Origin of the sequence: Agrobacterium sp. ST15.16.024 (assembly GCF_027956545.1) — a bacterium.
Lineage (GTDB): Bacteria > Pseudomonadota > Alphaproteobacteria > Rhizobiales > Rhizobiaceae > Agrobacterium > Agrobacterium cucumeris.
Genome location: NZ_JAQKGO010000001.1, coordinates 1,592,736 through 1,604,996, shown reverse-complemented (window position 1 = coordinate 1,604,996; position 12,261 = coordinate 1,592,736). Strand labels below are relative to the sequence as shown.

General features: G+C 59.3%; 13 protein-coding genes. 6 read left to right on the top strand and 7 right to left on the bottom strand.

All coding sequences use genetic code 11. The annotated features are described in order from the left end of the window. Positions 1 to 245: 245 nt before the first annotated feature. Complete coding sequence (locus PL640_RS07860; RefSeq protein WP_256367998.1) at positions 246 to 380, bottom strand: hypothetical protein; 135 nt, start codon at positions 378 to 380, stop codon at positions 246 to 248. A gap of 40 nt (positions 381 to 420) precedes the next feature. After that, positions 421 to 600: a hypothetical protein gene (locus PL640_RS07855; RefSeq protein ID WP_046798466.1), complete on the bottom strand. Its 180-nt coding sequence runs from the start codon at positions 598 to 600 to the stop codon at positions 421 to 423. Positions 601 to 1,037: 437 nt separating this feature from the next. On the opposite strand from PL640_RS07855, the gene coaD reads away from it, so the two are divergent. The 6 genes from coaD to PL640_RS07825 all read left to right on the top strand — a co-directional run bounded on the left by coaD (position 1,038) and on the right by PL640_RS07825 (position 6,322). Beyond that, positions 1,038 to 1,532 carry a pantetheine-phosphate adenylyltransferase gene (gene coaD / locus PL640_RS07850; protein ID WP_142839995.1) on the top strand — a complete coding sequence of 165 codons (495 nt, stop codon included), beginning with the start codon at positions 1,038 to 1,040 and terminating at the stop codon, positions 1,530 to 1,532. A gap of 29 nt (positions 1,533 to 1,561) precedes the next feature. After that, positions 1,562 to 2,131, top strand: coding sequence for a peptidylprolyl isomerase (locus tag PL640_RS07845; RefSeq protein ID WP_142839994.1), 570 nt, complete (start codon positions 1,562 to 1,564; stop codon positions 2,129 to 2,131). Between the two features lie 36 nt (positions 2,132 to 2,167). Continuing rightward, a complete protein-coding gene (locus PL640_RS07840; RefSeq protein ID WP_065115822.1) occupies positions 2,168 to 2,677 on the top strand; it encodes a peptidylprolyl isomerase in 510 nt (169 codons plus the stop codon). 237 nt (positions 2,678 to 2,914) lie between these two features. Beyond that, positions 2,915 to 3,997: a tRNA preQ1(34) S-adenosylmethionine ribosyltransferase-isomerase QueA gene (queA, locus tag PL640_RS07835; protein ID WP_271361329.1), complete on the top strand. Its 1,083-nt coding sequence runs from the start codon at positions 2,915 to 2,917 to the stop codon at positions 3,995 to 3,997. After that, positions 3,997 to 5,127, top strand: a complete 1,131-nt coding sequence (gene tgt, locus PL640_RS07830) for a tRNA guanosine(34) transglycosylase Tgt (protein ID WP_271361328.1) — start codon at positions 3,997 to 3,999, stop codon at positions 5,125 to 5,127. The genes queA and tgt overlap by 1 nt, the downstream gene beginning before the upstream one ends. Before the next feature lie 37 nt (positions 5,128 to 5,164). Next, entirely contained in the window at positions 5,165 to 6,322 is a 1,158-nt protein-coding gene (locus PL640_RS07825) for an aminodeoxychorismate synthase component I (protein WP_271361327.1), read from the top strand. On the opposite strand, the gene PL640_RS07820 is transcribed toward PL640_RS07825, so the two are convergent. The 5 genes from PL640_RS07820 to PL640_RS07800 form a co-directional block, all read right to left on the bottom strand. Continuing rightward, positions 6,323 to 7,600: a type III PLP-dependent enzyme gene (locus PL640_RS07820; RefSeq protein WP_271361325.1), complete on the bottom strand. Its 1,278-nt coding sequence runs from the start codon at positions 7,598 to 7,600 to the stop codon at positions 6,323 to 6,325. Then, on the bottom strand, positions 7,584 to 9,116 hold the full coding sequence (locus PL640_RS07815; RefSeq protein ID WP_271361324.1) for an AMP-binding protein: 1,533 nt from the start codon (positions 9,114 to 9,116) through the stop codon (positions 7,584 to 7,586). Before PL640_RS07815 ends, PL640_RS07820 begins: the two co-directional genes overlap by 17 nt. Next, positions 9,113 to 9,376 carry an acyl carrier protein gene (locus PL640_RS07810; RefSeq protein ID WP_142839990.1) on the bottom strand — a complete coding sequence of 88 codons (264 nt, stop codon included), beginning with the start codon at positions 9,374 to 9,376 and terminating at the stop codon, positions 9,113 to 9,115. The genes PL640_RS07815 and PL640_RS07810 overlap by 4 nt, the downstream gene beginning before the upstream one ends. A 106-nt stretch (positions 9,377 to 9,482) precedes the next feature. Beyond that, the gene (locus tag PL640_RS07805) at positions 9,483 to 10,223 is read right to left on the bottom strand and encodes a hypothetical protein (RefSeq protein WP_309578139.1); all 741 of its coding nucleotides are present in this window, start codon (positions 10,221 to 10,223) and stop codon (positions 9,483 to 9,485) included. A gap of 286 nt (positions 10,224 to 10,509) precedes the next feature. Beyond that, the gene (locus PL640_RS07800; RefSeq protein WP_271361322.1) at positions 10,510 to 11,637 is read right to left on the bottom strand and encodes an S-(hydroxymethyl)glutathione dehydrogenase/class III alcohol dehydrogenase; all 1,128 of its coding nucleotides are present in this window, start codon (positions 11,635 to 11,637) and stop codon (positions 10,510 to 10,512) included. Positions 11,638 to 12,261 lie beyond the last annotated feature (624 nt).

Genomic DNA, 12,261 nt, shown 5'->3' with positions numbered 1-12,261 from the left:
CATCGCGGTCGCCAGCCTTCCGGCCCGCAACGTATCGGCGTTCCTTAAATCAATCCAAACGGAAATTGAAGGGAATTTCCCTTGGAAAAACGGGGTTTTGAAAACGCTTATGTGATTGGAGCGGCGTTTTTCCGCCTTCATCTTCGCCGCATCGCCTTAATGAGGCGCAAAATAAAACCGCCCGGAGCGCCCAGGCGGTTGCGAAGAATCGTTTTTGAACCGGCGGTTAAGGCCGTTAGCCGCACTCAGAAAGCGCGGTCGCGCCGGATCGTCGCCTTGAATTCCTCGTCTTCACGCCGCATTTCGGCGATGACGGAGATCATCGATGTCACGAACATTACGCTGATCAGGGCCAGAAGCATCGTCAGAAATGTGAACATGATATCATCTCCGGTCGTTTCGAGGAAATTGTCCCCGTTATCAGTAATAATTCATATACTGGTAACGGGCGGTCAGCTGCGGATAGTCCGGTCCCTGGGCTTCAGGCTTCTGCTCATAAAGGCTAAACGTCGTTGCTACCATTGCGATAACCAGTACTGTCCAGGCGGTGCTGATGACGCTGATTTTCGCCGAAGTAGACTGTTTTTCTCTTACAAACATCTGTCCGTTCCTTTGGTTCTTTCTTAACGCGCCATGCCTCAACATGTTCCGCGTCAATCGTAAAAATCGATTAGCATCGCGCCTGTGAAACTTCCTTGAATGGCTCGTTCATCTGGCGTTCAGGAAACTGGCTAAGGGCGTCATTCGAGAAAAAGATACTCGGCAGCGAATGATGCGATGACCGAAAGGACGATCATGAAGGCCAGCATTTTCAATTCTCCGGATGCTTAACGAGTGAGGGGCGTTTCGGTTTCCCGATGTTGTGCATTTAAACAAAATAGCTCTGAAACCGCACTGAACGGCCCATTCATCGCGGGTTCACGGCACAGCTCCGGTTGTGCTGCGCGGTTATAATGTCTTGCGCCGCGTGGCTCTCCATGACAAAAGGCGGGCACATGATACCCAGCATCGAAGCGCGCCCACCATCTGAGAGCGATATGACGATTGCCTTTTATCCAGGATCATTCGATCCGATGACCAACGGACATCTGGATGTGCTTATCCAGGCGCTGAACGTGGCGTCGAAAGTCATCGTTGCCGTCGGCATTCATCCCGGAAAAGCGCCGCTGTTCAGCTTTGATGAGCGGGCGGCGCTGATAAAGCAGGCGCTTGCCGAACAGCTGCCCACCGAGGCGGCGCGCATGGAGGTCGTTTCCTTCGACAATCTGGTGGTGGATGCCGCCCGCCAGCACGGCGCGCGCCTTTTGCTGCGCGGCCTGCGCGATGGCACCGATCTCGATTATGAAATGCAGATGGCCGGCATGAACCGCCAGATGGCGCCTGATATCCAGACCGTGTTCCTGCCCGCTGGAACATCGTCGCGACCCATTACAGCCACATTGGTCCGGCAGATCGCTGCCATGGGCGGCAATGTCGATGCCTTCGTGCCGAAAGCCGTGCTTGAAGCCCTCAACGCCAAGCTGAAGCGCTGACTTCAGCCCCACATTCTGGAGCCAATCCGATGAAACTCGTTCGATTTGCCTTTGCCGGTGCCATGTTTGCAGGCGCGCTTGCCGCCAGCACCATTGCTTCCGCCGCCGAACTTCTCACCGTCCAGCTGAAGGATGGTCCCGTCGTCATCGAACTGATGCCGGAAGTCGCGCCCAAGCACGTGGCGCAGATCGAGGCGCTGGCCAAGAAGGGCGCTTATGACAATGTCGCCTTCCACCGCGTCATCGACGGTTTCATGGCGCAGACCGGCGACGTGCAGTATGGCAACATGGAAAAGAGCTTCAACGCCCAGCGCGCCGGCACCGGCGGTTCCGACCTGCCGGATATTCCGGCTGAGTTCTCCAAGACGCCGTTCACGCGCGGCGTGGTCGGCATGGCCCGCTCGCAGGATCCGAATTCCGCCAATTCGCAGTTCTTCATCATGTTTGCCGATGGCCCGTTCCTGAACGGCCAGTACACCGTGGTCGGCAAGGTCGTATCCGGCATGGAAGCCGTGGACAAGATCAAGCGCGGCGCCGGCAGCAACGGCGAAGTTTCCAACCCCGACCGGATGATCAAGGTCACCGTCGGCAAGAAGTAAGGTAGGGCAATAGAGCCCGAACAGAGGAGAATAATCATGGCCGAGATCAAGGATCCGGAAAACACCATCATCATGGAAACGACGACCGGCAAGGTCGTGATCCAGCTGCTTCCGGAAGTTGCTCCGGGCCACGTTGCCCGTATCAAGGAACTGGTATCGGAAGGCGCTTATGATGGCGTCGTGTTCCACCGCGTCATCGAAGACTTCATGGCCCAGACGGGCGACGTGAAGTTCGGCAAGAAGGGTTCGGAAAGCTTCAACCCGGCACGCGCCGGCATGGGCGGCTCTGAAAAGGAAGACCTGAAGGCTGAATTTTCCGCCATTCCGCATGTTCGCGGCACCTGCTCGATGGCCCGTTCGCAGAGCCCGAACTCCGCCAACTCGCAGTTCTTCATCTGCTTCACCGATTCGCCCTGGCTGAACAAGCAGTACACCGTCTGGGGCCAGGTCATCGAAGGCATGGAAGCCATCGACAAGGTCAAGCGCGGCGAGCCGGTGAAGGACCCCGATTCGATCGTTTCCATGAAGCTTGCTTCGGCAGCTTGAGGTTAAAGAGTTTCTCCCGCCTTGCTGAACTGCAGGGCGGGCGGATGTTTTGCTGATGGAGTGTTCCTCGCACTCGACGTCATCCTCGGGCTTGACCCGAGGATCCATTCCCGCCAGCGTCATGGGTCCTCGGGTCAAGCCCGAGGATGACGTGGAGGGGAGGAAGCCGCTTCACCAACAACGACCCGCCGGCAGTTTGCTGCGAGGCGGGGTTTGATATTTTCGAGAGCCCTTGCAATGCGTGTAGACCTGTTCGATTTCGATCTGCCCGAGGAGAATATCGCCCTTCGCCCGGCGAACCCGCGCGACACTGCGCGCCTGCTGGTGGTCGATCCGAATGAAAACCGCATGGAAGACCATCACGTCTTTAACCTGCCGTCTTTCTTGCGGCCCGGCGATGCGCTTGTCTTCAACGATACCCGCGTCATTCCCGCCCAGCTGGAAGGTGTCAGGCTGCGTGAAGGTGCGCCGGAGACGGCGGTTTCGGCCACGCTGCACATGCGTGCCGATCAATCCCGCTGGAAGGCTTTTGCCCGCCCCGGCAAGCGCATCAAGGAAGGCGACCGCATCCGGTTCGGTTATGAGCGCGACAATGCCTGCGGCCTTGCCCATCTGGAAGCCACCGTCGAGGAAAAGGGCGAGGATGGCGAAATCACGCTGCTGTTCGACGTGTCCGGCCCTGTTCTGGACGAGGCGATTGCCTCGGTCGGCCATATTCCTTTGCCGCCTTATATCGCCGCCAAACGGCCGGAGGACCAGCAGGACCAGACCGACTACCAGACCATTTATGCCCGTGAAAAAGGCGCCGTTGCCGCCCCCACCGCCGGGCTGCATTTCACCCCAGACCTGTTCGAAGCACTGGACAAGGCCGGTATCGAGCGGCACTTCGTGACGCTTCACGTTGGGGCAGGCACCTTCCTTCCGGTAAAGTCCGACGATACCGACGATCACAAGATGCATTTCGAGATCGGCCATGTTTCGCAGGAAACCGCTGACCGGCTGAATGCGGTGAAGGCGCGGGGCGGGCGCATTATCTGCGTCGGCACCACTTCGCTGCGGCTGATCGAAAGTGCGGCCGACGAGAATGGTGTTATCCACCCCTGGTCCGATGCCACCGGCATCTTCATCACGCCCGGTTACCGTTTCCGGGCCGTCGACATACTGATGACCAATTTCCACCTGCCGAAATCCACTCTGTTCATGCTGGTTTCGGCTTTCTGCGGTCTCGAAACGATGCGTGACGCTTACAGGCGCGCCATCGAAACCGGATACCGTTTCTATTCCTATGGCGATTCCAGCCTGTTGTTCCGGAAAAACTGATGCACGACAAATTCACCTTCACCCTGAAAGCCACGAGCGGCGGCGCGCGCCTCGGCGAAGTCGCCATGCCGCGCGGCGTCATCCGCACGCCCGCCTTCATGCCTGTCGGCACTGTTGGCACCGTCAAGGCCATGTATCTCGATCAGGTGCGCGAGCTGGGGGCCGATATCATTCTCGGCAATACCTATCACCTGATGCTGCGGCCCGGCCCGGAGCGTGTTGCGCGTCTTGGCGGTCTGCATGAGTTGATCCGCTGGCCGCATCCGATCCTCACCGACAGCGGCGGCTTCCAGGTCATGTCGCTTTCCGGCCTGCGCAAGCTCGACGAGAAGGGCGTGACCTTCAAGAGCCATGTGGACGGTTCGCTGCACCATATGTCGCCGGAACGCTCGATCGAAATCCAGGGCCTGCTCGATTCGGACATCCAGATGCAGCTCGATGAATGCATTGCGCTGCCGGCCGAGCGCAAGGAAATCGAGCGCGCCATGGAAATGTCGCTGCGCTGGGCGGAACGCTGCCGCGTCGCCTTCGGCGAGCAGCCCGGCAAGGCCATGTTCGGCATCGTGCAGGGCGGCGACCAGCCGGATTTGCGCATTCGTTCCGCCGAAGGGCTGAAGCAGCTTGATCTCAAGGGTTACGCCGTCGGCGGCCTTGCCGTCGGCGAACCGCAGGATGTGATGCTGGGCATGCTCGATATCACCCTGCCGGTGTTACCCACCGAAAAGCCGCGTTACCTGATGGGCGTCGGCACGCCTGACGATATCCTGAAATCGGTGGCGCGTGGTATCGACATGTTCGACTGCGTGATGCCGACCCGCTCCGGCCGTCACGGGCTTGCCTTTACCCGTCGTGGCCGCGTTAATATCCGCAACGCCCGCCATGCCGAAGACATGCGCCCGCTCGACGAGCAGTCCAACTGCCCGGCCTCGCGCGATTATTCCCGCGCCTATCTGCATCATCTTACCCGCTCCAACGAGGCGCTGGGCGGCATGCTGCTCTCCTGGCACAATCTTGCCTATTATCAGGAGCTGATGCAGGGTATCCGCAAGTCGATCGAGGAAGGCCGTTTCGCCGATTTTTATGCGGAAACCATAGAGATGTGGGCGCGGGGCGATATAGACCCGGTCTGATCCTTCCCGACCCCTTCTCCTGTTTCGGACGCTTTCCTTGGCACACGCGCCTTACGTTCTTTTCCGGGATGACACGACCGGCACGGTGACAGCCTTCACCGAGCCGGAAGAGATCATCGTCGCGGATGAACCGGAGGCGTTTTTTGTGGCGCTGAAGCGCATGGAACAGCTGCGCCGGGCCGGAAAATATCTTGCCGGCTATATGTCCTACGAGGCAGGTTTCCTGTTCGAACCAAAGCTTGCGCCTTTTGCCGCCGAGCCTCGTAATGTACCGTTTCTGACCTTTGGCGTCTTTTCCGGCCCACAGCCGGATGTGGGGCGGTTTGCGCGCCCCGACGCGCTGCCGGATGCGGATGCGTTTCTTTCCGATCCCGTGCCGGCATGGACGCTCCAAGAATACCAGCAGCGCTTTGCGCGACTGCACGACCATCTGCGTCGCGGCGACTGTTACCAGGGCAATCTGACCATGCCCGTCACCGCCCGCTGGAGCGGCGATCCGCTCACCGCCTTCTGGTCGCTGATCGAGCGGCAGCCGGTGAAATATGGCGCGCTGGTCGATCTCGGCGGCCCGGTCATCCTGTCGCGCTCGCCGGAACTGTTTTTTTCGGTCGATGGCGAAGGTTTCATCGAAACCCATCCGATGAAGGGAACGACACCGCGCGGGGCGGATGCGGAGGAGGACCGGGCAATCATCGCGGCGATGCTGGCGGACGAAAAGACGCTCGCCGAAAACCGCATGATCGTCGATCTGCTGCGCAACGATATTTCCCGTATTACCGAGGTCGGCAGCCTTCATGTGCCGCGGCTGTTTGATATCGAGACCTATCCCACGGTGCACCAGATGGTCAGCCATGTCAGGGCGAAGCTTCTGCCTGACGTGACGGTGGAAGACATCTTCGCCGCGCTGTTTCCCTGTGGTTCCGTCACTGGTGCACCAAAAATGTGGGCGATGAAAATCCTGCGGGAGCTGGAAGCCGGCCCTCGCAACGCCTATTGCGGCGCGATCGGCTTCATGTCTCCTCATGGTGATATGCGGTTCTCAGTGGCGATCCGCACACTCAGCCTGTTCGATGATGGCCGTGCCGTCTTTAATGTCGGTGGCGGCATCGTCTTCGATTCCGATGCGGAAGCCGAATATGACGAGTGTCTGCTGAAATCGAAATTCGCGGTGGGGGACAGGTTGTTGCGGCGGTGATCACCGCCCGATCACCTCAAATACACCATCCTCCACCAGCACTTCCTTCGCCGCCGCGTGGCTGAGAAAACCCGCAGGGCTGGCGCTGGCGCCATAGGCGCCCGATTGCAGGATGGCGAGTAAGTCGCCGGCCTTCAGTTTCGGTAGAGCCGCATTGCGGGCCAGTGTGTCGAGCGGTGTGCAGAGCGGACCGACGACGGTTGCGGTTTCGTCGTAATCTGCCTGCATCCTGGCGGGTGCGACGATGGGATAGTTGCGCTTGACGATCTGGCCAAGATTGCCTGAGGCCGCCAGATGGTGGTGCATGCCACCATCCGTCACCACGAAGGTGGTGCCGCGCGAGGTTTTCACCGAATTTACCTCCGCCACATAGATGCCGCCGGGGCCGGCGAGGAAGCGGCCGGGTTCGACGATGATATGGGCGTCGGTTATCAGCGGATGCGCTTTCACAAGCGCCTTGAGTTCGGGAATGGCGGCGCTGACCGTTGCAAGATCAAGCGGCATTTCCCCGGCGAAATAGGGGATGCCGAGGCCACCGCCGAGGTCGATGGTTTCAAGCGGTCTGCCCAGCATTTGCGCCATGCGTGCGGCAAGGGAAATGGCGTGTCGCCATTGGGAGACAAGCATGTCGGCGTCGAGAATCTGCGTGCCGCCATAGATGTGCACGCCGACGAGATCAATATGTCTGGCATCCCTGAAAAGCGGCAGGACGTTTTCCAGCTCTTCCTCGTCGAAACCAAAAGCGGTGGCCTTGCCGCCCATGCGCATGGCGCCGGCTTGAGCATCCGGCACGGGGTTGATGCGGATCGAGGCTTTGACCGGTTTACCGATCTCTTCGATGCGGGCGATTTCCTCGGCGCTTTCAATATGGATTTCGCCGATGCCGCCCTCGATCACCTCGCGCAATTCGGCCATGCCCTTACCGGGGCCGGCGAAGATGATGTTCGCAGCTGCGACGCCGGCCTTGATGGCGGCGCGATATTCGCCGACGGAAGCGATTTCCGCGCCGGCGCCCTGCTGCCGGAACAGCGCGATAATGGCGGGCAGGGGATTGGCCTTTACCGAATAATAGATATCGGCAAAGCCCGAGAGCGCCGTTTCAAGGTTCCGATAGGCGCGGCGCATGGCGCTGGCATCATAGAGGAAGCACGGCGTTCCGGTTTGGCCGACGATATCGCGCACCGCAAACCCGCCGATGACAAGATCATTGTCAGTGACCGCAAATTGCGCAGCCGCAAGGGCCGCGCCGTGGCTCTGGGTTTTATCCGTGGGCGACATTGTCCGTCCGTTCGCGCACCAGCGCGCGGTAATCCACCTTGCCATTGGTGGTGACCGGCAGCCGGTCGACCAGTTCGATGGCGCGCGGGATCATGAAGGGAGCGAGCATTTCGGCGGCTTTCTTAAGGGCTGCCGAAACGTCGATATTTTCATTGGCGGCGGTTGCCACCGCATGCACCCTTTCACCGGCAAAGGGGTCCGGCAGACCGATGACGGCGACCTGCTGGAACAGCCCTGTTGACATCAGGCTTTCCTCCACCTCGGTCGGGCTGATGCGATAGCCTGACGATTTGATCATCGCATCGTTGCGGGCAACGAAGCTGAAGAAACCGTCCTCATCTTCCACCGCCAGATCACCGGAATAACAGACGGTTTCGCCGCCCAGCGCCGCTGGAATGAAAGGGTGAGGGCGCAGCACTTTTGCCGTGTCTTCCGGCCGGTTCCAGTAGCCGAGCGATACTGTCGGGCCGCGGTGGACGAGAATGCCTGGCTCGCCCGGTTTTGCCCGCTGTCCCTTGTCGGTGACGATGAAGATCTCGCATTCCGGAATGGCCTTGCCGATGGAGGTCGGGCGGCTGTCGATTTCTTCCGGTGGCAGGAAGGTTGAGCGGAAGGCCTCGGTCAGACCATACATCAGGTAGATTTTCGTATCCGGCAGCTTTTCGCGCAGCGCTTTTACGGTTTCCTGCGGCACACGCCCGCCGGAATTGGTGATGTAGCGCAGATGCGGCAGTGGCGTCTTTGCCAGCGACGGGGCCGCTCTGGTCAGGATTGCCCAGACGGTCGGCACGCCGGCGAGACCCGTGACGGCATGGTCGCGCAGATCGCGGACGATCTCATCGCCCAGCCGGAAGGTGGAGATGATCGTGGTCGCGCCCTGTTCCACCGCCGTCAGCAGCTGGTTCAGGCCATAATCGAAGCTGAAGGGCAGGAGGGAAAGAATGCGGTCGCTTGCCGTAATTTCCAGATAGGTCCGCACGATGCGCGCGCCGGCCAGAAGATTGCGGTGCGAGAGCATGACGCCCTTGGGTGAGCCGGTTGAGCCGGATGTGTAAAGGATCGCCGCGAGATCCTCGCCGATCGCCGCCGAAGGGCGGGCAGGTGCGTTTGTGCTGCTCTCGATATCTTCCGCCAGCAATAGGCTCACATCCGGCAGGCCTTCCAGCGCCGCGCCGAGTTCTTCCTGCATTGCCCTGCTGCTGATGACGATTTTCGCGCCGCAATCCGTGATGATGTGGCGGATCTGCTGTGATTTCAGCAGCGCATTGACCGGCACAAAAACGCAGGATGCCATGCTGACGCCGAAGATCGACCAGCATTCCTCCATGCCGCGCGGCAGGAAAATGACGACGCGGTCACCGCGTTCTGCGCCGGCCTGCTGCAGGGCTGCCGCGCAGCGGTTCGCCGCTTGCGCGAATTCCCGATAGGTCAGGGCTATATCTTTATGGACAAGGGCCTGATCGTCGCTTGCCGCCTGGGCGGCGAGCAGGTGATGCAGCAGGAAATGGGGTGTCATTTCCTTCGTTCCCTGAGGACGAAGGCGATGAGATCGGCGGGTGTGCCGAGATTGTCAGGCGTGAAATGCTCGTCATCGAGAACGATGCCAAAAGTCTCGCCGAGGAAGATCATCAATTCCAGAAAACCGAGCGAATCGATCACGCCGCCTTCGAGAAGCAATGTATCGTCGGTAAAAGGTGCATAGGCGGGAAAACGGTTCGAGAGATAGGAGTAGATGGTATCAGCAACGTTGGTTTCGCTTTTCTTCGCGGCAAGCATGCTTGTTCTCCGATGTCCCGTTTGTTCCCCATAAAACCCGCCCGGAATGACGCTTTATCTATAAAGGTCGAGCACCTGTCAGGTCAGCTATGGTTCAGTAAAATACCTAGGGTGGCAATAACACCAACTCTGAGTATGTTTCGTTAATAAAATGTGGGTTCCATGCGCCTTTTACTTGTATCGGTGCGAATTTATGTGCGGCAAACCCGCCGGCATTGCGTTCACCATCAAGTCCCGACATGGTCAGGGCAAGCCTGCCGCGGCCAAGAAGATGACGGGCGATTGCGGAAATATGCCTTTGCGCGACCTTTCGGTCCTCGCAATAAATCAGCCGGGCGGAGGGCAGCTTCTTGGCCGTGGTTTTCAAGAATACCAGCGGATGGTGACGGCCATCCGCCTGCATTATGGCGACGATACAGCCGAGCCGCAGGTGATCTTCGAGCATCTCGCGCATTGCGGCCGGCAGGGTATCGGCCGACACGGCGGCAAGTGGGCTGAGCCGCGCGCCGGAAGGACGCAGAGCCTTGAGCGGCAGGGGATAAAAAAGCGTGCGATCCGTCACCGTCTGAAAACCCAGCCGCTCGTTCAGCTTGCAGGCTTCTGGAGACGGGGTGAGGTCGGTAAACAGTTCCTCCTCGGACGAGGAGGCCATTTGCAGCATGCGCGGTGCAAACCACCGGCATGAAGGCTCGACATACCAGCTGGACAGGTTGACGACGATCCTGCCGGTTTCGGGCAGGCGGCTTTTGATCGTCAACAGAACGCCCTCCGCGTTCTCACCCTTCATCAGCAATTGCCCGATCGGACCAAGTTCCCGACGCGCATGGTGGTCGCTGATAAGCGCCAGCCCGCGGGACCAGAAGACCTCGCTTTTTTCGGGGAAACCTTTCGCCAAAAGGGCAACGGCGGCGGCGCGGTTTCCGTTGTCAATCGGTACGATTTTCAGGGGTCGCTCTCCGCAATCTGGCGTTAACTGGCCGGGGAAAGAGATTTTTCAACTTCGCCGCGTAGTACTGGCTTACGACGATAGATTTACTGTCCCGTTAATCGCCTGGGCTGCAAGGCGGCGGAGCCGATCACGTTTGCATGAAAGGCAGGCGCGCCGAACGCGCCCACCTCCTGTCATTCGCCGATCAATAGACCACGACGCCGCGTATGCTCTCACCCTTGTGCATCAGCTCGAAGCCCCTGTTGATGTCTTCGAGCGGCATGGTGTGTGTGATCATCGGATCGATCTGGATTTTGCCTTCCATGTACCAGTCGACGATCTTCGGCACGTCGGTGCGGCCGCGCGCGCCGCCAAAGGCGGTGCCCATCCAGTTGCGGCCGGTGACCAGCTGGAACGGGCGGGTCGAGATTTCCTGGCCGGCGCCGGCAACGCCGATGATGACCGACTTGCCCCAGCCGCGATGCGAGGCTTCCAGCGCCTGGCGCATGACCTTCGTGTTGCCGGTGCAGTCGAAGGTGTAGTCAGCACCGCCGATCAGGTCGCCATTGCGCTTCGTCATGTTGACGAGATAGGGCACGATGTCGTCGCCGACATCCTTCGGATTGACGAAGTGGGTCATGCCGAACTTCTCGCCCCAGGCCTTGCGGTCATTGTTGATATCGACGCCGATGATCATGTCGGCGCCGGCAAGGCGCAGGCCCTGCAGCACGTTGAGGCCAATGCCGCCGAGGCCGAAGACGATGGCTGTGGAACCAATCTCGACCTTGGCGGTGTTGATGACCGCACCGATGCCGGTGGTGACGCCGCAGCCGATGTAGCAGACCTTATCGAAGGGCGCGTCGGGATTGATCTTGGCGAGCGCGATTTCCGGCAGGACGGTGTAGTTCGAGAAGGTCGAGCAGCCCATGTAGTGGTGGATCTTGTCCTTGCCGATCGAGAAGCGCGAGGTACCATCCGGCATGACGCCCTGACCCTGGGTGGCGCGGATGGAGGTACACAGATTGGTCTTGCGCGAGGTGCAGGAATAACACTCGCGGCATTCCGGCGTATAAAGCGGAATGACATGGTCACCCTTCTTGACCGAGGTGACGCCGGGGCCGACATCGACGACGATACCGGCACCCTCATGGCCGAGGATGGCCGGAAACAGACCTTCCGGATCGGCACCGGAAAGCGTGAAATCATCGGTGTGGCAGATGCCGGTCGCCTTGACCTCAACAAGCACTTCGCCGGCGCGCGGACCTTCCAGCTGAACGGTCATGACCTCAAGCGGTTTTCCTGCCTGAATGGCAACAGCGGCGCGTACGTCCATTTTCGATCTCCTGGCGTTGTCTCATGATTGGATAGGGCTGTTTTGCCCGAGCTTGCCGGCAGGGACAAGGGGCAAAAGCGACCTTCACGTCTCAGTTACGACCAAAAAAGTGAAGCTGTCTCCGCACCGGAGAAGGAGGGCGAGCCTCGGCAAGATTGTATCCGCAATCGAATATCGACCTGGCGTATTCAATTGAATATTTCGACTATAATAAATTATGAATATCTGATTTAAATATATGATTTTACATACTATTTTTGATGTTCGGGTGATCTTTAATTTACGAATCTGGTGTTTAATTCGCCATATAAAATGACGAATGAAATTGGGCTGCCATCGATCGGTGGTTCCGGAAAATACCTTTCTCTCGCGAATGCAGCTGGCCTTCGCCACTTGTGTCGCGCCGCCATGATCGCGGCGAGCATCAGCGGTTTTGCTGAGTTTGTATCCTGTGGCCCCAGGGCGTTTCGCCCGGCCGCAGTCTTTGTGTGTCCGGCTGGGGAGGAGCCGGGGCGATCCGTGGCGGTTGGATGAAAAGCGATTATTGCAGATGTTTCATATTGAAAAAATCTTGAGCGCGCCGGCGCGTCATTTCCGCCTGCTTCTTCAGGATCGGCGGGGAAA